Origin of the sequence: Spirillospora sp. NPDC052269 (assembly GCF_040679435.1) — a bacterium.
GTDB lineage: Bacteria > Actinomycetota > Actinomycetes > Streptosporangiales > Streptosporangiaceae > Spirillospora.
The window spans coordinates 1-24268 of the sequence record NZ_JBFAUU010000022.1; the positions used below are offsets into that span (position 1 = coordinate 1).

At 71.3% G+C, this 24268-nt stretch carries 16 protein-coding genes, 1 tRNA gene and 1 pseudogene; 9 read left to right on the forward strand and 9 right to left on the reverse strand.

Going from position 1 to position 24268, the window contains the following annotated elements; all coding sequences use genetic code 11:
• The 8 genes and pseudogenes from AB0L06_RS36280 to AB0L06_RS36315 form a co-directional block, all read left to right on the forward strand.
• Positions 1-1653: pseudogene (locus AB0L06_RS36280) on the forward strand (hypothetical protein); the annotation flags it as partial.
• A 162-nt stretch (positions 1654-1815) separates the two neighbouring features.
• Positions 1816-3387: a cobalamin-dependent protein gene (locus AB0L06_RS36285; RefSeq protein WP_500235721.1), complete on the forward strand. Its 1572-nt coding sequence runs from the start codon at positions 1816-1818 to the stop codon at positions 3385-3387.
• A 224-nt stretch (positions 3388-3611) separates the two neighbouring features.
• Positions 3612-4034, forward strand: a complete 423-nt coding sequence (locus AB0L06_RS36290; RefSeq protein WP_500235722.1) for a hypothetical protein — start codon at positions 3612-3614, stop codon at positions 4032-4034.
• 151 nt (positions 4035-4185) lie between these two features.
• Positions 4186-5061 (forward strand): peptidoglycan-binding domain-containing protein, encoded by an 876-nt coding sequence (locus AB0L06_RS36295; RefSeq protein ID WP_500235723.1) that lies wholly within the window; start codon positions 4186-4188, stop codon positions 5059-5061.
• 93 nt (positions 5062-5154) lie between these two features.
• The gene (locus AB0L06_RS36300) at positions 5155-5970 is read left to right on the forward strand and encodes a CHAP domain-containing protein (RefSeq protein WP_500235724.1); all 816 of its coding nucleotides are present in this window, start codon (positions 5155-5157) and stop codon (positions 5968-5970) included.
• Positions 5971-5988: 18 nt separating this feature from the next.
• On the forward strand, positions 5989-6909 hold the full coding sequence (locus tag AB0L06_RS36305; RefSeq protein ID WP_500235725.1) for a peptidase inhibitor family I36 protein: 921 nt from the start codon (positions 5989-5991) through the stop codon (positions 6907-6909).
• Positions 6910-7065: 156 nt separating this feature from the next.
• The gene (locus AB0L06_RS36310; RefSeq protein WP_500235726.1) at positions 7066-8022 is read left to right on the forward strand and encodes a sigma-70 family RNA polymerase sigma factor; all 957 of its coding nucleotides are present in this window, start codon (positions 7066-7068) and stop codon (positions 8020-8022) included.
• A 91-nt stretch (positions 8023-8113) separates the two neighbouring features.
• Positions 8114-8527 carry an SgcJ/EcaC family oxidoreductase gene (locus tag AB0L06_RS36315; protein WP_500235727.1) on the forward strand — a complete coding sequence of 138 codons (414 nt, stop codon included), beginning with the start codon at positions 8114-8116 and terminating at the stop codon, positions 8525-8527.
• Positions 8528-8691: 164 nt separating this feature from the next.
• Here AB0L06_RS36315 and AB0L06_RS36320 read toward each other — a convergent pair whose 3' ends face one another.
• The 4 genes from AB0L06_RS36320 to AB0L06_RS36335 form a co-directional block, all read right to left on the reverse strand.
• Complete coding sequence (locus tag AB0L06_RS36320) at positions 8692-9966, reverse strand: COG4705 family protein (protein ID WP_500235728.1); 1275 nt, start codon at positions 9964-9966, stop codon at positions 8692-8694.
• Positions 9967-10004: 38 nt separating this feature from the next.
• Positions 10005-11273 carry an ATP-binding protein gene (locus tag AB0L06_RS36325; RefSeq protein ID WP_500235729.1) on the reverse strand — a complete coding sequence of 423 codons (1269 nt, stop codon included), beginning with the start codon at positions 11271-11273 and terminating at the stop codon, positions 10005-10007.
• Positions 11264-11917 (reverse strand): response regulator transcription factor, encoded by a 654-nt coding sequence (locus AB0L06_RS36330; protein ID WP_500235730.1) that lies wholly within the window; start codon positions 11915-11917, stop codon positions 11264-11266. Before AB0L06_RS36330 ends, AB0L06_RS36325 begins: the two co-directional genes overlap by 10 nt.
• A 286-nt stretch (positions 11918-12203) precedes the next feature.
• Positions 12204-12279, reverse strand: a tRNA-Arg gene (locus tag AB0L06_RS36335).
• Between the two features lie 610 nt (positions 12280-12889).
• On the opposite strand from AB0L06_RS36335, the gene AB0L06_RS36340 reads away from it, so the two are divergent.
• Positions 12890-13933, forward strand: coding sequence for a D-alanyl-D-alanine carboxypeptidase family protein (locus tag AB0L06_RS36340; RefSeq protein WP_500235731.1), 1044 nt, complete (start codon positions 12890-12892; stop codon positions 13931-13933).
• Positions 13934-13990: 57 nt separating this feature from the next.
• Here the strand turns inward: AB0L06_RS36340 and AB0L06_RS36345 are convergent, their stop codons facing one another.
• From AB0L06_RS36345 to AB0L06_RS36365, 5 genes are read right to left on the reverse strand one after another with little or no spacing between them, the layout of a single operon-like run.
• Entirely contained in the window at positions 13991-14701 is a 711-nt protein-coding gene (locus AB0L06_RS36345) for an ABC transporter ATP-binding protein (RefSeq protein ID WP_500235732.1), read from the reverse strand.
• Positions 14694-15641, reverse strand: coding sequence for an ABC transporter ATP-binding protein (locus AB0L06_RS36350; RefSeq protein WP_500235733.1), 948 nt, complete (start codon positions 15639-15641; stop codon positions 14694-14696). The genes AB0L06_RS36345 and AB0L06_RS36350 overlap by 8 nt, the downstream gene beginning before the upstream one ends.
• Positions 15638-18301, reverse strand: a complete 2664-nt coding sequence (locus AB0L06_RS36355; protein ID WP_500235734.1) for an FtsX-like permease family protein — start codon at positions 18299-18301, stop codon at positions 15638-15640. Before AB0L06_RS36355 ends, AB0L06_RS36350 begins: the two co-directional genes overlap by 4 nt.
• Positions 18298-20946, reverse strand: coding sequence for an FtsX-like permease family protein (locus AB0L06_RS36360; RefSeq protein WP_500235735.1), 2649 nt, complete (start codon positions 20944-20946; stop codon positions 18298-18300). The genes AB0L06_RS36355 and AB0L06_RS36360 overlap by 4 nt, the downstream gene beginning before the upstream one ends.
• Entirely contained in the window at positions 20943-24257 is a 3315-nt protein-coding gene (locus AB0L06_RS36365; protein ID WP_500235736.1) for an FtsX-like permease family protein, read from the reverse strand. The genes AB0L06_RS36360 and AB0L06_RS36365 overlap by 4 nt, the downstream gene beginning before the upstream one ends.
• Positions 24258-24268 lie beyond the last annotated feature (11 nt).

Below are 24268 nucleotides of genomic sequence, written 5' to 3' on the forward strand. Positions count from 1 at the left end.
AGCCGTCCGCACTGGTCCCTGGCCCGCCTGGTGGACCGCCTCGCCGACCAGCGGCGCCGCCTGGACGAGCTGGCGTTCGGTGACCTGGAGGTCCGGGCCAGCGTCGCGCTCGGCTACCACGGACTGAACCCACCACAACAGCAAGCGTTCCGCGTGCTGGGCCTGGTCCAGGTCCCCGACTTCGCCGCCTGGGTCCTGGGCCCGCTGCTGGGAATCCCGGTCGGCGAGGCCGAAGACCTCATCGAAGCACTCATCGACGCCCAACTCCTCGAAGTCGCCCGCAGCGACCAAGGCGGCCGACTCCGACTCCGCTTCCACGACCTGGTCCTCCTGTACGCCAGAGAATGCCTGGCCGAGGAAACCCCCCGATACAGACACGACGCACTCGCCCGCGTCAGCGACGCCTGGCTACAACTCGCGGGCAAGGCCGAAGCCCGCACCTATGCGGGAGAGCACCGCGGCTGGGGTCCTGTCTCGGTTCCCGTTCCGGGCATGTTCTCGGGTCCTGTTCCGGGCATGGCCTCGGGTTCGGGGCTGGGGTCGTCCGCGCCGTCGGTCTACGCCGGTCTGTCGGGGTTCGAGATGGACGAGATCGTTTCGGATCCGCTGCGCTGGTTCGACGAGGAACGCCAGGGGCTGAATTCGGCGGTTGCGCAGGCGTGTGAGGCGGGGCTGTCGGTGGCGGCCTGGGGCATCTGCCACCACCTGGTGGAGTTCTTCGAGACCAGGGGCCAGTACGGCGACTGGGAACGGACCCACGGCAAAGCGTTGCGGCTCTGCCTGGAGACCGGCGACGCGATGGGCGAGGCCACCACACGCCTCGGCCTGGCCCGATGCCTCCTGCACCGCGACCTCGACAACGCACTACACGAGGCCGGACTCGCCCTGCGCGCCTTCCAGGAACTCGGCTGCCACGCCGCCGAAGCAGAAGCACTCGCCGCACAAGCCTCCGCACTCCGCGCCACCGGACGACACCACGACGCCACCACCACCCTCAACCACGCACGCGACCTCGCCCGCCGCACCGGAAACAACCTCGCAGCCGTCCGAGCCGAACGAGAATCCGCCCTCAACGACTACGAACAAGGACGAAACACCGAAGCCATCGCCGCAATGGGACGAAGCCTCGACCGCGCCACACGAAACGGCATGCCCCACGAGCAGGCCGTGGTCATGCGCTATCTGGCCATCATCAAACGGGAGCAGGGCGACCACCACGAGGCGTTCGAGCCGGCCGGGACGGAGTCGGCGTTCTCCCAGGAGCCTGGGGAGTCCAAGTCCGAGGCGTTGAGGCTCCTCACGCTCGGCCTGTCGGCGCTGTCGCTGGGAAGACCCGGGGCCGCCCCGCTCATCCGTTCCGGCCTGGGCCTGCTGACCCAGCTCACCATGGACGTCGGGGAAGCCCGGACGCACTCGCCGAACTCCCCGATCCTCCTCGCGCGGGTGCACTCGTGGCTCGCGGAGGCGTTCCGGATGTCGGGGCGGGACCGGGAGGCCCACGCGTCCTACCTCACGGCCCGCGCCATCTACCGCGAGATCGGGAACCGGCCGGCCGCCGACGACCTCGACCGGCTGATGGCCGCCCTGGAGCCGGCGGCCGAACGGCCGGTCGTCGAACGGCCGGTCGTCGAACGGCCGGTAGCCGAACGGTAGGAAGGCGGAAGCACCCCTCACTAGTCTCCGGGCACCTCCGGCGCGAGAGTGGGGAAGGGTGCGGCGATGAAGCAGACCGTGATCTTCGATGACGTCCGGTCCACCGGGCGCGGAACGCACGACCCGGTGGCCGGGGCGATGGCCCGCTGAGGCCCGCGCGCGATGCGAATCGTGCTGGCGGACCTGCCCTGGGCCCCGGTGGACGTCCCCTCCCTGGCCCTCGGCATCCTCACGTCGGCGACCGAGAGCCGGTTCCCCGCGGACGAGGTGGAGGTGCTCCACGCCAACGTCGACTTCTGCGAGTGGGTCTCCGAGCAGCGGTCCTTCACCTTCGACGACTACGGCTACCACTCGGTCGGCTCGTCCTTCGACGGCTGCGGCGACTGGGTCTTCTCCAGCGCGCTGCACGGCGTGCCGAGCTGGCGGGCCGACGAGTTCGACGCGTCCATGGAAGGGAGGTGGACCCAGCACCAGCGCGACCTCAGCCACGCCCTGCACGCGCTGGCACCCCGGTTCGTCGACCGGCTCGCCCACCGCATCGTGGCCACCGCCCCCGACCTGGTCGGATTCGCCTCGACCTTCCGGCAGTACACCGCGTCGCTGGCCGCCGCGCGGCGGGTGAAGGAGCTGAATCCGGCGATCCGGACGGTCCTCGGCGGGGCCGACATCGGCGGTGTCCAGGGGGCCGCGATGCACCGCAACTTCCCGGCCGTCGACTTCGTCGTCCGCGGTTCGGGCGAGGTGGCCTTCGCCGACCTGCTGACGGCGCTCGCCGACGGCGGCGACCTCGCCCCGATCCCCGGCCTGTGCTGGCGCGACCGGTCTGGGACCGCCCACGCCAACCCGACATCCCAGGCGACCGTCTCGTCCTCGGCCATCGTCCGCCCCGCGTTCCGCGACCACGGCCTTCGGTTCCACTACGAGACCAGGCCCAACGTGCGGCGCCACCGGCTCGCGGAGCTCGCACGGGCCGGAATCGTCCAGGTGCGGCCTGGAATCGAGAGTCTCAACAAACGCGTGCTGAGCCTCATGGACAACGGGGTCAGTGGATGCACGAACGTCCGTTTACTTCGGGACGCCCGGTCGGAGAGAATCCGGCCCATCTGGAGCTACTGCTACGGGTTTCCCGGGGAACACGACACCGACTACCTACCGGTCCTCGAACAATTCCCGGCGTTACATCACCTGGCCCCACCGACGTCCGCCTGTCGCATCATGTTCGAGCGGTCCAGCCCCTTCTTAGACCACCGTGAACCGGGCTTCGCCGAGCTGCGTCCCGCCGGGCATTATCGGATCGTCCACGACCTGCCCGAACGTGAACTCTTCGACCTGGCCCACCTCTTCTCCGCCCCGGAACAGGGAATCGGTGAGGAAACCATCGCCCGACTCGAATCGGCCGTCGACGTCTGGCGTTCGGCGCACCGGGACTGCCGGCTCGTCCACTGGAACATGGACGACGTGGTGCGTTTCTTCAACAGCAGGCCGCACTTCGCATGGAGGGAGTTCACCATCGCCGATCCCCTCGGCCGGGCGCTCCTCCGCCTGCTCGACGACCCGAGAGGCCTGTCGTCGCTGGTGAAACGCCTCACGGCCGAGCTCGGAGCCAACGTGACGCACGACGAGGTCAGGCGGATCCTCGACCGCTGGACGTCACTGGGACTGGTCTTCCACGACGGCGGCCAGTACATCCACGTCGCCACCGCGGCGAGTACCGGAAACCGGTCCCTCCATTGAACGTGTGATGAACCCCCGACGAGAAGTGCCCGGTGGCCGCCACCGGGCACTTCCGCTTTTCACGCCCCGCGGTAGCCGATGGGAAGCGCGATGGAAGGTTTTCGGAACCCCGCTGCAGGACTCTTCAGGGGCCCGCCCCAGAAAGGAAGAGTGCCCGCGCCGTTCGATTCCCTGAACCGAACCGCGGCGTGCAACTGCCCCTCACCCCGAAAGGACCCCCTGTCATGAGAAACCTCACCCGCGCGCTGATCGGCGCCACGTTGGCCGCCCCGGTGACACTCGGTTTCTTCAGCCCGGCCGCGCACGCCGAGCAGGCGCCCAATTGCTCGAGCACCGTCCAGATCGGCCAGACCGCCTACGTGACCGTGGACGGCCAGACCTTCGCGTCGGTCAAGCAGTTCAAGGGCTGCGGAAAGAACTACGCCTACATGTACGTGTGGGCGGGCTTCCGCGCCTCGCACAGCAACTGGGACACCTGCGTCTCCATCGCGACGGTCGACTCGGCGGGCCGCCACCTGGTGGACCTCAACTGCCCCGGCAAGGTCGTCGAAGCGTGGTCGTTCGGCGCGGCGACGCTCAGCCAGTGCACCGTCGCCGTCGGCGCGTACCCCGACAAGGCCACGGCCGCCACCGACGTGCGTTGCTGACGCACGCCGCCCAGCTAGCGCCTTCACCCGGCCGTCCGCCGAGGCGCCGTCGTCCGGTCCCGTGCGGGGCCGACAACGCGAGGACCTCGCGCCGGCCCCACTCCAACGGGCCACGGCAGGCACGCAATCGAACGGAAGGAATCACCCCGCAATGAAGACGAAGAGGACCCGGGGCGCCCTCACGGCGATGCTCGCGACCGTCGCGGTCACAGGAGGGCTGGCGCTGAGCGCGGTGCACGCGTCGGCCGCCCCGACACCGACGGCTCCCAAGCCCGCCGTGCTGCCGGTCGTCAACATGGAGGCCACCGTCCTGGCCGCCCAGATCGACCCCCGGCGCGCCAACAACACCCTCACGCCGGGCGCCAAGGACTCCGTCCTCGCCGTCGAGCGGGTGCTCCAGGCCAAGGGCCTCCTGGCCGCGCAATGGGTCGACGGCTACTTCGGGACGACGACCATCGCGGCGTACGCGGCCTACCAGCGCTCGCTCGGCTACACCGGCCTGGACGCCAACGGGCTGCCCGGCAAGACCTCGCTGACCACGCTCGGGCAGGGCCAGTTCACCGTCACCAACACGATCACCGCGGGCGCCAAGGTCCAGCGCGACGGATACACCGTCGACTCCCGCACCCAGGCGATGCTCACCAAGGCCGAAGGCCTCCTCGGATTCACCCTCAAGCTCGACCAGGGCTCTTACAACCCCGGCGGCGACCCGACGTCCGCGGGCACCCACGACGGCGGCGGCGTCGTCGACATCAACGTCGACGGCATGTCCGCCACCACCCGCACCGACGTCGCCCTTGCCCTGCGCCAGGTCGGTTTCGCCGCCTGGGTCCGCAACCCCACCCAGGGCGACTGGCCGTGGCACATCCACGCCGCGGCGATCAGCGACACGGACCTGTCGAGCGAGGCCCAGCACCAGATCGGCGACTACTACCTCGGCATGAACGGCCTGGCGAACCGCGGCCCGGACGACGGGCCCCGGATCTCCCCGATCCAGACCTGGGAGGACTACCAGCGCACGCACTGACCGGGCGCGCCCGAAGCGCCACCGCCCTCCGATCACCCCCGTTTCCCCCCCTTCCCCCCCCGGTCACCGACCACTCCGCGAAAGAGGAAGAACATGTCGTACGCACGCAGGACGCTCGCCATCGCCGGCGCCGCGCTTTCCTTCGCCGTCCCCTTTGTGGCCACCACCTCGCACGCTTCCGCGGCGGGCCGGGACGGCGTCTGCGACAGCGGCGAATTCTGCTACTACTACAACAGCAATCTGGCCGGTTCGGTCTCCGACTTCACCGGATCGCTCGGCGACTACGGGACGACCCAGCCGTCCTGCTACGACTTCAAGGGCCCCGGCAACGGCCAAGGCGTCTGCGTGAAGAACAACGCCGCGTCGGTGTGGAACCGCTCCGGATCCACCGTCCGCGTCTACTACAACAGCAATTACGGCGGCTCGTACCAGGATTTCGGGCCCGGCGCCAGCGGCAACCTCAACACCACCCTGAAGAACAACAACGCCTCGCACCAGTTCCTCGGTTCCGGTGGTGGCGCGCAGACGCCGCGCAACGACTATGACGGCAACGCCCGGGGCTTCGCGCAGAACAACTGCACGGCCTTCGCCGCCTACCGGATCGCGAGCCGTCTCGGCGTCCCGAACTTCAGCAACTCGTGGGGCGGGACGACCTGGGGCAACGCCGGCACCTGGGACGACGCGGCCCGACGGGTCGGCGTGACGGTCAACACGACGCCCTCGGTCGGCGCGATCGCCGTCAACGACGTCCACAAGGTCGGCCACGTCGCCTACGTGAACGCCGTTTACTCCGACGGTTCGTTCGACGTCGAAGAGTACAACTGGAACAACGTGCTGGCGTACGGCACGCGTTCGCACGTGCACATCAGCAGCGCCCAGGCCGACTTCCAGTACATGCTCCACTTCTAAGGGCCTGCGATGACACTCATGAGAAAAGCGCTCGCCATTCTCGCCGTCATCGGCTCGGTGTTCGCGGGAGCCGCGGCGGTGGCCGCCCCGGCGTCCGCAGCCGCCCGGGACGGGGTCTGCGACAGCGGAGAATTCTGCTACTACTACAACAGCGACGAGGCCGGATCGGTTTCCGACTTCACCGGATCGCTCGGCGACTACGGAACGACCCAGCCGTCCTGCTATGACTTCAAGGGACCGGGCAACGGTCAGGGCGTTTGCGTGAAGAACAACGCCGCATCGGTGTGGAACCGCACCGGATCCACCGTCCGGGTCTACTACAACAGCAATTACGGCGGCTCGTCCCAGGACTTCGCATCCGGCGCGAAGGGCAACCTCAACGCCACGCTGAAGAACAACGACGCCTCGCACCAGTTGCTGTCGGGAGGGTCGACGGGCTGCCAGACGGACGGCAGCAACACCGCACTGCCCAGCTCGATCCTGGTGTACCGCGTCGGCCTGGGACGGGTCGACAGGGTCGACTTCCAGAACTACGTCGAGAACGTCCTCCCGAACGAGTGGATCTCGAGCTGGCCGAGCGCCTCGCTGGACGCCGGGGCGATGGCCGTCAAGACCTACGCCTGGTACTGGGCGCTGCACTCGACCCGGAAGACCTCGGGCGGGGCGTGCTACGACGTCCGGGACGACACCGGCGACCAGGTCTACAAGCCGGGCTCGGCCCTGTCCTCGACGACCGCCGCCGTCCAGCGGACCTGGTCGACGCGGATGAGCCGCAGCGGCAGCATCTTCGCGGCCCACTACTGCTCGACGAACACCGCCTGCGGTGGCTGGGTCGACGGAGACTGGATGTCGCAGTACGGCTCGCGTGACCTCGCGAACGCCGGCCAGAGCTTCCGGACCATCCTGACCCACTACTACAGCAACATCGCCATCTCCTGACGATCCCCGCTCCAGGCGGCCGCGCCGGGATCCGGTCATCCACACCGGCACCCGGCGCGGTCGCACGCGTCCCCGGTGCCCCACGGAACCGCCGCACCGATAGGCGACATGCCTGCCCATAATGGTCGCGGCGGCGGCGGGGAAGGGCGTGGCGTGATGTCAGAGGACGAGGACTTCGACCGGCGGATCGAGCCGTTCCGGACGGAACTGCTCGCGTACTGCTACCGGATGCTCGGGTCGGTTCACGACGCGGAGGACCTCGTCCAGGAGACGTGCCTGCGGGCGTGGAGGGCCCGGGAGCAGTACGACGAGACCCGCGCTTCGATGCGGACCTGGCTGTACCGGATCGCGACGAACGCCTGCCTGACCGCGCTGAAGTCCCGCGGCGCCAGGCCGCTGCCGTCGGGGCTGGTGGACGCGTCGGATCCGCTCGCGCCGCTCGTCCCGGGAGAACACGCCTGGCTCCAGCCTCTCCCGGACTCGCTGCTGGAAGCAGGCGATCCGGCCGCGACCGTGATCGACCGCAGCAGCGTGCGGCTGGCGTTCGCGTCCGCCCTGCAGCACCTGTCGGCGCGGCAGCGCGGCACGTTGATCCTGCGTGACGTGCTCGCCTTCTCGGCGGCCGAGACGGCGGGGATCCTCGACACCACCGTCGTGTCGGTGAACAGTTCCCTGCAGCGGGCACGTGCCCGTCTGAAGGAGACCGGGGTCCGGCAGGAACTGGTCGGCGAGCCGTCCGCGGCCGAGCAGCGCGCCTGGGTCGAGCGCTACATGAAGGCGTTCGAGCTCGCCGACGTCGAGGCCCTCAAACGGCTGATCACCGAGGACGTCCTCATGGAGATGCCGCCGATGCTCAACTGGTTCACCGGACGCGGGAACTACGGCCTGTTCATGGACCGGGTGTTCGACGCCGCCGGGAGGGACTGGCGCCTCAAGGAGGTCACCGCCAACGGCTGCCAGCCCGGATTCGCCGCCTACCGGCGCGTCGGCGACGGGTACCGGCTGCACACGCTCCAGATCTTCACCGTCACGACCGGGGGCATCAGCCGGACCTCGGTGTTCCAGGACCCCGAGGTCTTCGCGGCCTTCGGACTGCCCGCCGAAATCTCCTGACGACGGTGCGATGAGTTCGGCCCGCCCGGTCGGTATGTACCGGCGAGCTCACCGGAACACCCCGGGCGAGCCGTTCACAAGGGAGAACCCGATGTCGAAGCCCCGTGTCGAGGACGAGGCCGCGATCCAGGCCGTGCTGGCCGACTCCTACAAGGCGTGGGAGGCCGGCGACGCCGACGGGATGGTCGCCGACTACACCGAGGACGCGACCGCCGTCATGCCCGGCTCGCTCCGCGACGGCCGCGAGATGATCCGCCAGAGCATGGCCCAGGGCTTCGCGGGCCCCCTCAGGGGCAGCTCCACCCAGAACAGGCAGCTCAGCATCCGCTTCCTCGGCCAGGACGCCGCGATCGTGATCAGCGAGTCCGCCGTCCTCTTCCCCGGCGAGACCGAGATCACCGACGACCACCGCAAGGTGAACGCCACCTGGGTCTTCGAGAAGCGCGACGCCCAATGGCTGATCGCCGCCTACCACAACAGCCCGCTCCTGACCCCCGAGCAGTAGCCCCCGCCCCAGCAGCCGCCAAACACCAACCGCCCGCCCCGGTAGTACCCGGGCGGGCGGTTCGCCTGTGCGTGGTGCCCCCTGGTACGGCCTGCACACACAGGGCCGCCGAACGGCGACCTAGCCCGTCGGCCGGGTGGGCCGGCCGGGCGCTGTGCGGTCTGTCAGCCCATGTCCGTCAAGAGGGCGTTCAGTTCCTTCTCCTGCTGCGCAGGCGACATCGGCGGGTTCGAGTGATCGATGCCGAACGTCTTGAGCACCTTGTCCATCTGGGCGTCGATGGAGGTCCAGCCGGTCTTGTCCAGCGGCTGCAGCGAGTCCTGGTCGGCGTCCCACAGGTCACGCAGCGACTGGGCGGCCGCGTGCGCGCCGGTCGCGTTCCCCGAGCGTGCGTCCTTGAGCGAGGTGGAGGCGAGGGTCCGCAGCGCGCGGACCTTGGCGGGCGGGAACTTCTTCGCCGCCTGGCCGGGAGCCATCTGGACGGCGGAGGTGTTGTCGGTCTCCGGCGCCGGGCCGACGTGCGGCTGACCGTGGGCCCAGACCAGCAGGCCCGCGGTGGCGACGGCCAGCAGTCCGAAGCCGGTGAGCGCGGCGCGCTCCTTGCGCGGGTCGCCGATGGCCGGTGCGGCGTGGGTCGCCTCGTGGGTCTCGGTCACGTCCGAGCGCGTCACCGTCAGGTAGATCACCGTCGCCAGGATCAGGCCGAGGAAGATCAGGCTGGTGGTGAACGTGCCCAGCGCGAGACCGGTCGGGTCGCCCGGGTTCTCGGCGACCTTGGGGGAGGCGAGCCAGTCGCCGATGTTCGCGCCCAGCGGGCGGGTCAGGATATAGGCGAGCCAGAAGGACAGCACCGGGTTCGCGCCGAACCTCCACAGCGCCGTGATCGCCGCGATGAGGCCGAGCGGCAGCAGCACCGAGCCGCCCGGGCTCCAGCCGGTCAGCTCCAGGGTCCAGTCGCCGGTCGCGGTGCCGAGCGCGAAGGTGACCAGGACGGTCAGCCAGTAGAACGACTCCCGCGAGAGTGTGGTGACCGAGTGGATCGACAGCGTGCGCTCACGCGCCCACCACACGCCGAAGACCACCGCGAGCAGCACCGAGAAGCCCACGGAACTGATCCACAGCGGCACGTTCATCTGGTCGGTCAGGATGTCGGTGTACAAGGTGCCCGTGACGCTGACAACGACCACGGTCAGCCAGTAGGGGAACGGGACGTACCGCTTCAGCCGCAGCTGGACGGCCAGGACCGCCACGAACACCCCGGTGAAGATCCAGGCCGTGTTCACCAGGCCGACGCCCAGCTTCGTGTTGATCCAGTCGGCGAAGCTCTCACCGACCGTCGTGCACAGGACCTTGATCACCCAGAACCAGATGGTGACCTCGGGGACCTTGTTGAGCATGAGCCGCCCGCCGCGCGTGCGTGCCTCCGTTGTCGTTGTCATGCAGGGAGGTTCGCGCGGGGAACCTGCAACCAACCTGACTACGTGGCCGCACGCGCGGCCGGGAGTGTCACCTCGACGTGACCGCGGCCGTCCGCGATCGCGCGGACCTCCACACCGGCCGAGGCGGCGATGCGCCGGACCACCGGCAGCCCCAGCCCGTACCCGCCGCCCCCGGTCACACCCGCTTCGAAGACCCGGTCGACCTCCGCGGGATCGAATCCGGGGCCGTCGTCCAGGACGTCGACCACGATCGCCTCACCCTGGACGCGCGCGGTGATCCACACACGTGACCGCGCATGCCGCAGGCCGTTCTCCAGCAGGGGCGACAGCAGCGACACGGCGACGTCGGCCGCCACGGTGACCTCGACCTTCGCGGGAAAGGCGACCTCGACCGCGCGGCCGGCGATCGCCTGCCGTGCGGCGGAGCGCAGATCGCACCGGGTCCCCTCGCCCGTCCGTGCGCGCGCGGCGCGCAGAATCGTCGTGATCGCCGCATCCAGGCGGTCGACCTCGCTCAGCATCGCCTCCGGCGGCACCGGCTCGCCGGACATCTGCGCCAGCTGCGCCTCGGCCCGCAGGACCGTGAGCGGTGTCCGCAACTCGTGGGCGATCTCATCGGTGAGCCGGCGCTCGTCCGCCAGCGCGTTGTCGACGCGCTCCAGGAGGTGGTCCAGGGTCCGCCCCAGTTCCCCGAACTCGTCGCGGGGGACTCCGAGGTTGAAGCGGCGCCCGGGTTCGTGGTGGCCCCAGTCGTCGGCGAGGGCGGCCATCTCGTGCACGACCCGCAGCGCGCGGCGCACCACGAGGTGTGCGACACCGCCGGCGAGGAGGATCGTGAGGCCGCCCAGTATCAGCGACAAGGCCAGGCTGCGCTGCTCGGATGTCTCGTAGGGCGTGAGGTCCACCCGGACGATCACCATGACGTGGTGACCGTCGATCGGGACCTCCCGCGCGTACAGGAGGTAGTCGCCGACCGACGCGGTCTGCGATCGCCCCGAGTCCGCCAGCTTCTCGACGCGATCGACCATGCTCGGCGGCACGTTCCCGTCGATCAGGCGGCCGTCGGCATACACCCAGGCGACCTCGTCGAACGCCTCGCTGCTGTTCTCCGTGAGCACGACACGGCCGCCTTTGGCGGTGACGTTCGCCGCGACCGCCTCGGCGCGAGTACGCGCCAGATCGCGCGCGTCGGCGTCCGTCACCCCGCTCAGCAGCACGTGCGAGACCACGACCAGTATCGCCACCACGGCGGTGGAGATCAGCACAGTGAGCGCGACGACGCTTCTGCGGAATCCCGTCACTGCCATCGGTAGCCCACGCCGCGGACGGTCGCCAGACGCTCCGCCACACCCAGCGGACCGAGCTTGGCCCGCAGCCGGCGCACATAGGAGTCGAGGGTGTTGTCGCTGACCTGCGCCCCGTGCGGCCAGCCGGCGGCGATGAGGGCGCGGCGGCGTACCGCGTCACCCGGCGAGGCGATCAGGCGGCCCAGCAGCCGGAACTCGGTCGGGGTCAGGCCCATGCTCACCGAATCGTAGGTCACGACGTGCTTCGCCGGATCGAGGACGACCTCACGCGGTTCGGGCGCCGCGGTGGCCCGGCGCAGCAGCGCCCGGACGCGGACCAGCAGTTCCGGGATGTCGAAGGGTTTGGTCATGTAGTCGTCGGCGCCGGCCTCGAAGCCGCCCACCTTGTGATGCAGGCCGTCCAAGGCGGTGAGCATCAACACCGGCGCGTCAACGCCGCGAGCCCGCAGAGCCAGGCAGACGTCGCGGCCGTCGGCGTCCGGGAGCCCGAGATCCAGGACGACCAGATGGGGCGCCGGTGCGAGCCGACGCAGCAGGCTGTCGGCCGTGGCGGCGACGGAGACGGTGTGGCCGTCATGCTCCAGGGCGCGCTTGAGGACGTCGCGGACCGCCGCGTCGTCTTCGCACACCATGATGAAAGCCACGTGCTGACCCTAGATACTCCCGTCCCAGTTCTCCATCTGCCCTGGCCAGCCGCCTGACGATCAGGAGCGATCCGCTGGCGCCGCGCGCCCCTGCCCGGCGCGATCATGCGGAAGCCGTTCGACTCGCCTGGAGATCAGCTTCGGCGCACGCCGTCGCTCGCCGCCAGGTGATCTTGGGCTGAGCGGCCGTCGGAGATGGGGCCCGCGTCGCCGGAAAGGTGATCTCGGCGGCCGCCGGAACGCGGACCGCCCGCGCCGGTCGTGGCCGGGCGGGCGGTTCGCGGTGTGGTGCCCCCGGCAGGATTCGAACCTGCGGCACCCGCTTTAGGAGAGCGGTGCTCTATCCCCTGAGCTACGGAGGCTGGTCGGCGTTCGCGGTAGAGCGTAGCGGACGCCCGGTACCAGGGTAGGGGACGGGAGGGGTGGGGGTGGAACCGAATTTGGGGACTAGGCCCTGTGGTGCGGAACTGAGTACAGTTCGGTGCCGTGGTGGGTCGGCATCGTGGGTCGACGCGGCCTCGGGGTGGCGGCGTCGGACGGACGCCTCGGCGGGTCTGGTGGATCGCCGGGGGGACCGTTGTCCTCGTGGTGCTGGCCGGGGCGGTTCTTGTCGGGACGTCGTCGGGGGGACGGCCTGACGCCGTGAGTGTGCGGCCCACGGTGGCGGCGACTCCGGAGAGTAATCCCACAGTGGGGGGTTATGTGCCGGCCCGGCCGAAGCCCGCGTCGCAACCTCCCGTGGTGGAGCGGAAGACCGTCCGGCCGAAGGCGCCCTCGCCCTCGGCGACGGCCACGCACCGGCAGGGGAGGCCTCCCGGCCATCGCCGGGGGTGCCCGCCGGGGTGGGAGAACGTCCCGTTCCTGCGGCACCTGTGTCAGCGGCGTGGTCACACCGTTGCCCCCTGATCACACTGGGACGTGTAGTAGCGTTCCTGCGGCTCTTCGGCTTCGGGCATCAGGAGGAAACCAGACGTGCCGATTCCCCGGTCGGCGGTGCTGATCGCGGTCGTCCTCATGGTGGTCACGTTGGTGTCCCCCGGCGGGTCCGCGGCGGGCGCCCCTCTGGACCGCAACGGCGACGCTGCCGAGCAGCTGCGCACGGCGGCGAACAAGGCCCGGAAGGATCTGCTGGCGGCGACCAGGCGGATGGAGGACAGCCGGCGGACGCTGGCGGGGTCCCAGGACAAGCTGCGGTCGACGCTGAAGGACCTCGCCAAGGCGGACGCCCGGTTCGACCGGATCCGGCTGCCGCTGTCGCGGCTGGCCAACGCGTCCTACCAGCAGCCCGGAGTGGTCGGCTCGATGGCCGTCTTCGGGGCCGGGGGCGATGTCTCGGCGCTGCGCTCGACGGCCGACGTGGACCATCTGGCGGACGCGCAGAAGTCGCTCATCGCGCAGGCCACGCAGCTCCAGAAGCAGAGGCAGTCGCTGGCCTCGGCGGCGCAGGGGCTCCAGTCGGACAACGCGGTGGCGCAGACGAAACTGAAGCAGCAGATCGACGGGCTGAAGCAGAAGTCGGCGCAGCTCACCACCCAGCTCGAGGGCATGCTCAAGAAGCTCGACCCGGACAAGCGGCTGGAGCTGACCTGTGACAAGAGCCTGGCCTCGGAGTCCACGAAGTTCCCGAACGGGCTGATCCCGGACAAGTACCTGTGCCCGCTGCCGAAGAGGGGCATGATGCTGCGCGCGGACGCGGCGCTGGCCTTCTACAAGCTGAACGCGGCCTACAAGCGCCGGTTCGGCCACCAGATGTGCGTGACGTCGTCCTACCGGAGCCTGGCCGACCAGCATCGCGTGTACGCGGAGCGGCCCGGGTTCGCGGCGGTCCCCGGCACCAGCAACCACGGCAAGGGGCAGGCCGTCGACCTCTGCGACGGCGTCCAGAACCAGGGCTCGACCCAGTTCAACTGGATGCGGGCCAACGCCGGGACGTACGGGTGGTTCCACCCGTCCTGGGCGTACAGCAGCCCGTTCGAGCCCTGGCACTGGGAGTACGGGACCGACAGCGAGCACTGACGGCCCGGATCCAGATCCGAGCCGGGGCCCGGGTCCAGGTCCCAGCCGGGCCCGGGCCTAGGTTCGGGCCGGGAGCGGCTCCTCGGTGACGACGCCGTCGGTGATCGCCAGGACGCGGTCGGCGTGCTCCAGGACGATCGGGTCGTGCGTGGCGACCAGGACGGTGACGCCCTCGGCGGCGATCACGGCGCGCAGCAGCGGCATGATCGCCCGGGAGGTCTCCGAGTCGAGCTGGCCGGTCGGCTCGTCCGCCAGGAGGAGCCGTGGCCGGGACGCCAGGGCGCGGGCGATGGCGACGCGCTGGCGCTGGCCTCCGGAGAGCTCGTAGGGGCGCTGGCGGGCGTGGTCGGCGAGCCCGACGAGGGCGAGCAGCGTCTCGACGCGTTTGTCGCGCTCGGCGGGGGCCGTCCGGGCCAGCCGGAGCGGGACCTCGACGTTCTCGGCCGCCGACAGCACCGGGATCAGGCCGTGCGACTGGAACACGAAGCTGATCGTCTCGCGGCGCAGCCGGATCAGGTCGTCCTCGCCGAGGGAGGTGACCTGCTTGCCGTCCAGCAGGACGGTCCCGGAGGTCGGCGCGTCCAGGCCGCCGATCACGTTGAGCAGGGTGGTCTTGCCCGAGCCGGACCGGCCCTTCAGGACGACCAGCTCGCCGCGGCCCACGGTGAACGAGACGCCGCGCAGGGCGTGCACCTCGACCTTGCCCGTCCGGTACGTCCGCATGACGTCCGTGACCGTGAGGATGGGGTCGTTCTGGGCTTCACTCACTGTCCGGTTCCTCCCCCGCCCGGTGGACGGCCACGTGGTCGGATTCCAGGTCCAGCCGGACCCGGTCCTTCATCTCCAGCGCGTCGATGAAGTGGCGCGGGAGCTGGACGCGGCCGACCCGGTCCAGGACGGCGTACTCCTCGGCGATCCGCACGGCGCGGCCGTCGGCGTCCACCGCGGAGCGGCGCCGGACCTCGCTGCTGGTCCGGCCGTCGCGGATCCCGACGGTCCGGTCGACCTCCTCGGCCACGTGCGGGTCGTGCGTGACGATCACCGTGGTGGTGCCGAGTTCGGTGTTGACGCGGCGGAGCGCGTCGAAGACCTGCTCGGCGGTGGCGGAGTCGAGCTCGCCGGTCGGCTCGTCGGCGAGCAGGACGTTCGGCTCGTTGGCGACGGCGACCGCGATGGCGACGCGCTGCTGCTGGCCGCCGGACAGCTCGGCCGGACGGCGTCCCGCCAGCTCGCCGATGCCGAGGACGCCGAGCAGCTCGGCGGCGCGGGTGCGGCGCAGGCTGCGGGACCGCCCGGAGAACCGCATCGGCAGCTGGACGTTCTGCTCGGCGGTCAGGTACGGCAGCAGGTTGCGGGCGGTCTGCTGCCAGACGAACCCGACCTTCTCCCGCCGGAACGTCAGGCGCTGCGCGGCCTTCATGGTCAGCAGGTCGACGCCCGCGACGCGCCCGACCCCGGCGGTCGGGACGTCCAGCCCGGACAGGATGTTCAGCAGCGTCGACTTGCCGGAGCCGGACGCGCCGACGATCGCGATCAGCTCCCCGGGGTCGACCAGCAGGTCGAGCCCCTGGAGCGCGACGACCTCGATGCCGTCCGCCTTGTAGATGCGGACGAGGTTGTCGCACACGATGTGCGCGCCCTCTCCATAGACGGGCCCGCGATCGGTGGCGCGGCGTTCCAGTTCCGCCAGGCTCGGGGTCTCGGTCATATCTCCTCCCCCGTTCGAAGCACTTCGCCCAGCCGGTGGCGGGCGTCGAAGATCCGGTCCACGAGGACCATGGCGAGCGCGGCGGCCGCCAGGGCCCCCGCGAACGCGGCCAGATGCAGCGGGTCCACGGCATGGTCGGTCACCGCGAAACCCGAGGTGTAGGGACGGAGGTCCAGCATGGGGCCGGTCACGCGCGGCAGCAGGAACCCGAGCAGCCATCCGGCCAGGACGGCGCCCAGGATTCCGGGCCCGGCCTCGGTGATCGCCAGGAGCCGCCGCTGCCGGCGGCCGAGCCCGAGGACCTCCAGGTGCGCGATGGCCCTGCCACGTTCCCGCGCGCCGACGAGCAGGGTGAACAGCACCGTCAGCAGGCCGTAGCCGGAGACGATGAGGGCGCCCTCCGCGAACGCCCGGTGCACGACCCGGGCCATCGGTCCCTGCGTCATGTCGCGCTCGATGCTGTCGCGGTACCGGATGAAGCCGCCGCCGACGGGCATCGATTCCGGGGTGGGGACGCTCGCCCTCGCGGCCTTGTCCAGGGCGGCGCGGTCGATGTCGCGGCCCTGGACGTACACCTGGGTCGCGAACGCCTCGAAGCCCCGGAGCAGCCGGTACGGGATGATCACGTAGCGGTCCGCGGAGTCCATGCCGGGGAGGTCCGGCGCGATCCCGCTCGGCCGGACGGTCACACGCGCGTCTCCGGTCCCGACCCAGGCGAGCGTGGTCGGCCGCGTCCCGAGGGACGCGACGGCGGACCGCGAGGCCAGCGCGCCGTCCGGGGCGGCGGGAGCGTTCGGGACGAACCGGGAGGCCTTGCCCGCGATCCGCTTGTACGCGGCGAGGTCGACGGCGATCACGATGACGCGGGGGCCGCGTTCCCCGGCCGGGGCGCCGACCACGGCCTCCGGGATCAGGCGCAGCGGGACGGCCCCGGTCACCCCGCGCACCGACGCCAGCCGGCCCGGAAGGCCGTCGAGCCGCCCGGCGGTGACCCGCGCGTCGGAGCCGACGAGGTGCCACGCCGCGGTCCGCTGGCCGCGGACGAGCGCGGCGTCCACGGACGAGCCGAACCCGGCGACGGCCACCGCGAGCAGCAGCACGATCATCGGGACCAGGGTCAGCACCGGCCGGCGCGACGCCCGCGCGAGCCCGATGAACCCGACCGCGGACCGGCCGCGTCCGAGCAGCCGTCCGGTGAGCCGGAGCGGCCAGGGGAGGACGCGCAGCACCAGCAGGCCCACGCCGACGCCCAGCAGGGCCGGGACGACGGAGACCAGCGGGTCGGCGCCCAGCTCGGACTGGACGGCCAGGCCCCGGCGGCGCATCACCAGCGTGGCGAGCACCGCGAGGACGACGACCAGGCCCTCCAGCACGAGCCTCCGCCGGGACGGCCTGACCGCGGCGCTCTCCGGGCGCGGTGAGGCCCCGGCCGCGCCCCGCCGCCAACCGAGGGCGGACGCCCAGGGGACGACGACGACCGCGATCGCGACCACGATCGCGAGGTAGACGGAGACGAACTGGAGCGGCCCGGCGTGGACGAGCCAGCCGAGGCCGAGCCCCAAGGCGACCGGAGGCACGAGCACCGGGACGGTCAGCCACGACACCGTGCCGAACAACTGCGCGCGTGAGGCTCCTCGCGCGCGCATGGTGGCGAGCGTCCCGCGCAGCCGTCCGGCGAACAGCACCAAGCCCGTGAGCACCGCCCCGGCCAGGACGGCCGCCAGGCCGCCGAACGCCAGGCCGGTGATCACCTGGGCGGTGGCGTACTGCCCCGCGAACTCCCTGATCCGGCCGTCCATCGGGGTCTGGACGGCGCTCTGGACGGAGTCGTTCCGTCCAGAGACCCTCGACCGGAAGCGGTCGAGCTCCGGGATCATGTCGCGCAGGCCCCGCGCCGTGACGCGGTCCGGCCGCACCGGGAAGCGCCATGTGTAGTTGACCTCCGCGCCGAGCGCCCGCAGGGCGGAGTAGCCCTTCGGGCCCATCAGGGCCCCGCCGTACTGGCGCTCCAGCCCCGACGACGGCTCGACGCGGATCCAGGGTTTGGTGACCGCCTGCCGGGCCGCCCAGTAGGGGTTGTCCGGGTCGGTCGCCTCGATGATCCCGGCGACCCGGAGAGTGAGCTCGCCGGTCGAGGTGTCCACGCGGACGGGCGAGCCGACCTTCAGCTCGAACAGATCGGCGTTCGCCTTGGTGACGAAGATGCCCGGGACACCCGGCATGCCGTCGTCCTCCATGTCCGGGTCTCCGGAGAGGAACCGGACATGCGACGACCTCAGCGAGGAGTTGACGAACAGGCGGAGGAATCCGGGCCTCTTGTCCTTCGGTCGTTGGACCGGGTCAGGTCCAACGTAGGCGTAGGGGTCGGCGGCGTCCGTGGCCCGCGAGAGCCCCGGCGGCAGGAGGGCGCGCCAGCCGACACCCTGCCCTTCGAGCACGTCGGGCGCGGGGACCTTTCTGAAGGCGTCGCCCCCCCTCGCGGTGCCGACGACGTTCACCGCGCCGTCCGTGCCCGCCGCCGCCACCGCGGAACGGTCGAAGCCGTGGACGACCCGGGCGGGGACGACCACGCCGAGCCCGGTCGTGAGCGTGATGAGGACGGCCAGCGCGAGGAGCGCGGGCAAACGCGTCCGGATCGACCGGAGCGCCGGCGCGCTCACCCCTCCTCTCCCATCCGGAGCACTTCGCCCAGCCGGTTCCGGGCGTCGAAGGCCCGGTCCACGAGGACCGTCGCGAGGCCCGTGACCAGCAGGGCGACGGCGAGCGCGACCAGGTGCAGGGGTTCGACGGCATGGTTGGCCGCCGCGAACCCGAGGGTGTACGGACGCAGGTTCACCATCGGCCCGGTCAGCCTCGGCAGCGCCATGCCGACGAGCCAGCCGACCAGGACGGCGCACAGGACGACCGGCCCGATCTCGATGAGCGCGAGCGTCCGGCGCTGCCTGCGGCTCAGTCCGAGGACCTCCAGGTGCGCGATGGCCCTGCCGCGTTCACTCGCGCCCACGAGGAGGACCAGGAGCACCGACAGGAGGCCGTAGGCGACGACGACGAGCGCGCTATCCGCGAACGCCTGGTGGACGACCTGGACCATCGGGCTCTCGCGCAGGGTGTGCTCGACGTCCGGCTGGTAGCGGATGAAGTCGGCGCCGACCGAGTTGGCCGCGTAGGACAGGACGGCCTTCCGCGCGACGCTGTCCAGGGCCTTCCGGTCGATGTCGTGGCCCTGGACGAACACGCGCGTGGGGAACGAGTCGATGTCCTTGAGCATCTTGTACGGGACGATCACGTACGGGGTGGTGGCGTCCTGGCCGGGGAACCGGTTCACGATCCCGGCGGGCCGGACGCTCAGCGACTTGTTGAACCAGTTCAGCGTGGTCGGCTTCGTCCCGATGTACTGGACGGCGGCCGGGGACACCAGCATGCCGTCCGGGGCGGCGGGCGCCCGTGGGACGAACCGGGCGGCGCCGCCGGCGATGGCGTGCATCGCGTCCAGGTCCACGGCCAGGACGGTGATCGAGACCCGCCCCTTCTCACCGGCCGCGCCGCCGATGCCCGCGTCCGGGATCACCCGGAGCGGGACGACGCCGGTGACACCGCGCACCGACCTCAGCTGCTGCGGCAGCCTGTAGTCGAACGCGGTGGCGGTGATCCGCGCGTCGGAGCCGACCGAGTACCAGGAGGCGGTCTGCTGGCCGCGTCCGAGGGCGGCGTCGACGGTCGCGCCGAACCCGGCGACGGCCGCCGCGAGCAGCAGCACGAGCAGCGGAAGGGCGGTCACGACCTGCTGCCGCGAGGCACGCGCGAACCCGACGAACCCGACCATGGACCGGCCGCGTCCGAAGAGCCGTCCGGCGGCGCGCAGGGGCCAGGGGTAGCCGCGCATCACGATCAGCCCGGCCGCGACTCCGAGCAGCACCGGGACGGCCCAGGTCAGCGGGTCCGCGCCGAGTTCGGCCTGAGCGGCGAGGCCGCGGCGGCGCAGGACGACCGTGCCGACCACGGCGATCCCGATCACCAGCAGCTCCAGCACGAGCCGCCGCCGGGACGCCTTGGGCGTGCTCGCCTCCGGACGGGTCCGCTCCATGGTCCCGCCCCGGTTCCAGCGCACGGCGAGCACGCACGGGAAGACGACCACGAGCACCGCGATCACGGCGGCGACGTAGATCGAGACCATCTGCATGGGTCCGGCGTGGACGAGCAGGCCGACCCCGTATCCGGCGGCCACCGAGGGCGGGAACACGGGCACGGTGAGCCAGCCGACCGTCCGGACCAATTGGAACAGGGACGCGCCTCGTGTGCGCATGGTGGCGAGCGTCCCGCGCAGGCGTTCGGTGAACAGCGCCAGGCTGAGCAGCAGCGCGCCGACGAGCACGGCCGCCAGGCCGCTGAAGGCCAGCCCGGTGATGACCTGGGCGGTGTGGTACTGGCCGACGAAGTCGGCGATCCGGGGTTCCAGCGGGGTCGACATCTGGTACTCGAAGACGCCCGGCCGCTCCTTGACGGCGACCCGGTACCGGTTAAGGTCCTCCCCGAGGGCGCGGATGCCCGAGGCGTCGACCCCGGACGGGTCGAGCGCGAAGCGCCAGGTGTAGGTGAACTTTCCGCCGGGCGTCGACAGGTACTCCGAGTAGCCCTTGAAGTTCGTCAGCGCGGCGCCGACCGAGAAGTCCCCGGAGTTGGGATCGGACTCGACGTGCGGGTTGACGATCGAGCCGCGGGCCGCCCAGTAGCCGTTGGCCGGGTCGGTCGGCTCGATGATCTGGGCGACCGTGAACGAGACCGTGGTCGTGCCGTTCGGGATCTGAACGACGGAGCCGAGCTTGAACCCGAACAGGTCCGCCGTCGGCTTGGTGAGCGCGAGTTCCGGCCGTCCCGCGCTCAGGAAGCCGGAGCCCTGGACGACCCGGTACGGCCCGTTGATCGCGGCGTTCGCGACGAGGTCGAGTTTCGCGGGCAGGTGCTTCCCGGGGTAGGTGACATACAGCTTTTGAAACGTGATGGCGAACGGATCGGCCGCCAAGGTGGCGCGCCGAAGCCGGTCGGGCATCATCGTGTGCCAGATTTCGCTCTCGGGCATCATGCTCAACGGCGCGACGTACATGGTGCGCGCGGCCTGCCCGCCCTCGGTGCCGACGACGTTCACCGTGCCGTCGGCGCCGAGGACGCCCACCGCCGCCTTGTCGTAGCCGGACACGGAGCGGGCCGGGTAGACGACGGCGAGCACGGTCGTGACGGCGGTCAGCACGGCCACCGCCAGCAGCGCCGCCCAGTGCATCCGGACGAGCCGGAACCGGGGCCCCCTCATCGGTCCTCCCCCGCCCTCAGGTCACCGCCGAGGCCGCGCCTTCGGAGCGCCCGGATCACCGCCAGCAGGACGAGGCCGAGCATCGCCGCCACTCCGGCGACCAGCCCGAGCACCGCGAGCCACGGGACCTCGAGCACGGCAGGCGGGTACGGCGGCGCGGCCTGGACGGTCAGCACGATGTGCGGCACCACGAGATTCGCCACGACCAGGCCGAGGACGAGCCCGCCGACCAGGCCGAGGCCGACCAGGATCGCCTGTTCGACCGCGAGCATCCCGGAGACCTGACGCTGGTGCAGGCCGAGCGCGCGCAGGACGGTGAACTCCCGGGACCGCTCCCGGACGGCCACCGCCGCGTTCACGGTGAACGCGATCAGCGTGAACGCGAGGGCGGCGGCGAATCCGAGGAGCAGGGCGCCCTGGAGGGACGCGGCGAGCGGTGCGTTCTTCAGGCTCTTGCGCAGCTGGATCCGGTCGGCGACGACGTCGCCAAGGCCCTCGTTGGTCTTCATCGCCCCGACGGTCGGGGCGGTCTTGGCGTTCGCGACCGACAGCCACCACTCGTCCGGGTTGGCCGCGGCGTCGCCGGCGGCGGCCGCCGCCTGCCACCGGTCGGCGAGGGTCTGCATGTCCACCAGGACGCCGTCCATGCCGGAGTCCAGGCCGGGCAGCGCCTGGGCCATCCCGATGACCTGGACCGGCTGCCGGCCCTGGGCGAGGGTCAGTTCGACCTTGTCACCGACCTTGGCGTGCGCCCGGTCGGCCAGAGACCGGCTGATCACGCCGGGGACGATCGGCATCGGCTGGGCGACGCCGTACTCGTTGTCGTGCGACGGGCCGTCGCCGTGCGCGACGAACATGTTCACCCGTGACGTGGGCGCGGGCGTCGACTCTCCCGGCACGATGAGGAGCGGGGTCTTCGGAATCTGGGAGGTCAGGAGCACGCCGGGACGCTGAGTCACCTTCAGCGTCGACTCCTTCCCACTGCTTCCGTTGCCGTCGTCCCACCACTGGTCCCACGTCCCGCCCGGCGGAAGCTTGGCGGGCCCGCCGCCCGGGCCCTCCCCGCGCACGCCGACCAGCTCGAAGGTGAGCGGCCCGTGATCCGGGTTCGCGCTTTCATCCCAGCGCAGGCCGCGCAGCGACAGCGGGTAGGAGATCGCGCCCTGCGGGCCCGCGAGGGACGTGACGTCCACCGACAGGCTCTGGGTCTTGCCGTTCGCCTTGAGGCCGGTCAGGTCGACCGAGTAGCTGACGCCCCGCGCGTCCGTGAGGACGGCGGTGACCCCGTAGCTGGAGGCGAACGGATCCCACGGGCCGTAGAAGCCGACGGATTCGAGGGAGTGCCCCGGTCCATGCGAGGTCAGCCGCAGGTCCAGGCCCAGTTTCGTGGGACGTCCGGGCAGCTCCATCAAGTGCGACGGAGGGCGGGCGGTGGCGAGCGCGCCGAGTTTGAGGGACCGGATGAGGTCCGGGCGCACGCGCAGCGCCTTGGGGAGCTTCCGGGTGTCGGCGGCAAGCAGGTAGCCCTCGGCGTTGCCATAGGACGCCGACTGGCGCGCCACGGGAACGGCATCCGTGACCCCGGGCAGGGCGGCGTAGCGCGCGCCGCGTCCGAGAGGTCCTAGCGTGACGTCGCCGGACGGTTCGCTGACGCGCACGTCGGCGGCGGCGCGGAAGTCGGCCTGGTCCCTCTGCGAGCGCTGCCAGGTGCTCATCGTCGTCGCCGACAGCACCCCGACCGCCATCGCGAGGACGAGCAACAGGGCCGGCCCGGCGTACCGGAGCGGACGCCGCGCCACCTGGCGGGCGCCCAGCGCGGGCGCGAGGCCGCGGCCGCGCGTGGTGAACCGCTCGGCGGCGCGCGAGGTGACCGGGACGAGCCGGAGCATCAGCACGCCGCCCGCGAGCAGCGCGAGCGCCGGTCCGGACACGATGAACGGGTCGATGCCGCCCGCGCCGGACACCCGCGGCGTGCTGTTGTAGCGGGTGAGCTGCCAGACGCCGAGCCCGGCGACGACGAGCAGCGCGATGTCGGCGCCGGTGCCCGCCCACACGCTGCGGCGGCCCCGGCTGATCGCGGCCTCGGTCTCCACGAACGTCCCCCGGACGGCGCGCAGCGTCGGGATGGTCACGGCGGCCACGAACGCGACCGCGGCGATGCCGGCGACCGTCCAGAGGGTGCTCGGCGATCCGGCGCTCAGCTGCATCCCGGTCGCGCGGACGGCGGGCGCGTGCCCGGCGAGCCGCAGCAGCGGTTCGGCGAGGAGCGGTCCGAGCAGGAGGCCGGGCACGATCACGGCGAACCCTTCGGCGACCGTGATCCCGGCGAGTTGCCGCATTCCGGCGCCGCGCGTGCGCATGAGGGCGAGCTCGGTGCGGCGGTGGTCGGCGAGGAGCCTGGCGACCAGCAGCCACGCGTACCCGGCGAGCAGGATGAGCTGGAGCACCGGCACGAACATCGTGGACCGGGCCACCAGGACGGCGCGGGAGAGCTGGTCGGCGAGCTGCGGCAGGTCGCTGGAGAAGGCGAAGGTCGTGCCGTCGCCGTACTTGCGCAGGGTGTTCGTCGCGTCTTCCACACGGTGCCCGAGCGCGCGGAGGCCGGAGACGTCCAGGTGGGACAGGTCGTTGCGGACGAACCAGGTCTGGTCGCCGCCCGCCGCGGAGAACCGCGCGCGGTAGACGTCGGGTGTCAGGACGAGCGGCCCGTAGGTCGTGTAGTTCTGCTGCTCGGTCCCGGTGGTGACGAGCCGGTCGCCGTGCCAGAGGTAGTCGTCCTGGGTCCGCACGTCGAACGTCCCGACGAGCCGCACCTTGATGGCGGAGTTCTTCTCGACGCGTCCGTGGACGGTGAAGACCGCGCCCGGCTTCAGCTTCATCTGGCGGGCGGCGGCGGTGGGCAGGACGGCCTCGGTGGTGCCGTCGGCGGTGGCGGCGGGCCAGCGTCCCGCCGTCAGCTTCCCGTGCTGGTCGATGCCCGTGTAGGTCGCGAACTTCGTCAGCTCGGGATGCTGGGCGCGCTCCTGGCCGGGCAGCGTGTAGGAGTCGCTGCGCGCCGTCGTCTCCAGCCGGTACGGGATGCCCCCGTACGCTCGCCGCAGTGTCTGGTCGAGCTGCTTGTTCGTGTCGACGTTCTGCCCCGGCAGAACGGTCACGACCACGGTCGCGCCGATCTGCGCGTTCTGGGCGAGCGTGCGGTGCAGCCCGTCGCGGGTCACCGCCCCCGCGTAGCCGACGAGTGCCGCGAGGACCGTGGTCGCGAAAAGCGCGGTCGCGCAGGCCGCGAGGACCAGGGTCCGGTCGCTGGCCATCCGCCGTAGTA

What these genes read in the sequence shown, in the direction of transcription:
- AB0L06_RS36310 (WP_500235726.1), top strand. Translation starts at nt 7,066, where the DNA reads ATGTCAGAGGACGAGGACTTCGACCGGCGGATCGAGCCGTTCCGGACG.
- AB0L06_RS36285 (WP_500235721.1), top strand. Translation starts at nt 1,816, where the DNA reads ATGCGAATCGTGCTGGCGGACCTGCCCTGGGCCCCGGTGGACGTCCCC.
- AB0L06_RS36350 (WP_500235733.1), bottom strand. Translation starts at nt 15,641, where the DNA reads ATGACCGAGACCCCGAGCCTGGCGGAACTGGAACGCCGCGCCACCGAT.
- AB0L06_RS36315 (WP_500235727.1), top strand. Translation starts at nt 8,114, where the DNA reads ATGTCGAAGCCCCGTGTCGAGGACGAGGCCGCGATCCAGGCCGTGCTG.
- AB0L06_RS36360 (WP_500235735.1), bottom strand. Translation starts at nt 20,946, where the DNA reads ATGAGGGGGCCCCGGTTCCGGCTCGTCCGGATGCACTGGGCGGCGCTG.
- AB0L06_RS36365 (WP_500235736.1), bottom strand. Translation starts at nt 24,257, where the DNA reads ATGGCCAGCGACCGGACCCTGGTCCTCGCGGCCTGCGCGACCGCGCTT.
- AB0L06_RS36325 (WP_500235729.1), bottom strand. Translation starts at nt 11,273, where the DNA reads ATGGCAGTGACGGGATTCCGCAGAAGCGTCGTCGCGCTCACTGTGCTG.
- AB0L06_RS36295 (WP_500235723.1), top strand. Translation starts at nt 4,186, where the DNA reads ATGAAGACGAAGAGGACCCGGGGCGCCCTCACGGCGATGCTCGCGACC.
- AB0L06_RS36300 (WP_500235724.1), top strand. Translation starts at nt 5,155, where the DNA reads ATGTCGTACGCACGCAGGACGCTCGCCATCGCCGGCGCCGCGCTTTCC.
- AB0L06_RS36305 (WP_500235725.1), top strand. Translation starts at nt 5,989, where the DNA reads ATGAGAAAAGCGCTCGCCATTCTCGCCGTCATCGGCTCGGTGTTCGCG.
- AB0L06_RS36290 (WP_500235722.1), top strand. Translation starts at nt 3,612, where the DNA reads ATGAGAAACCTCACCCGCGCGCTGATCGGCGCCACGTTGGCCGCCCCG.
- AB0L06_RS36320 (WP_500235728.1), bottom strand. Translation starts at nt 9,966, where the DNA reads ATGACAACGACAACGGAGGCACGCACGCGCGGCGGGCGGCTCATGCTC.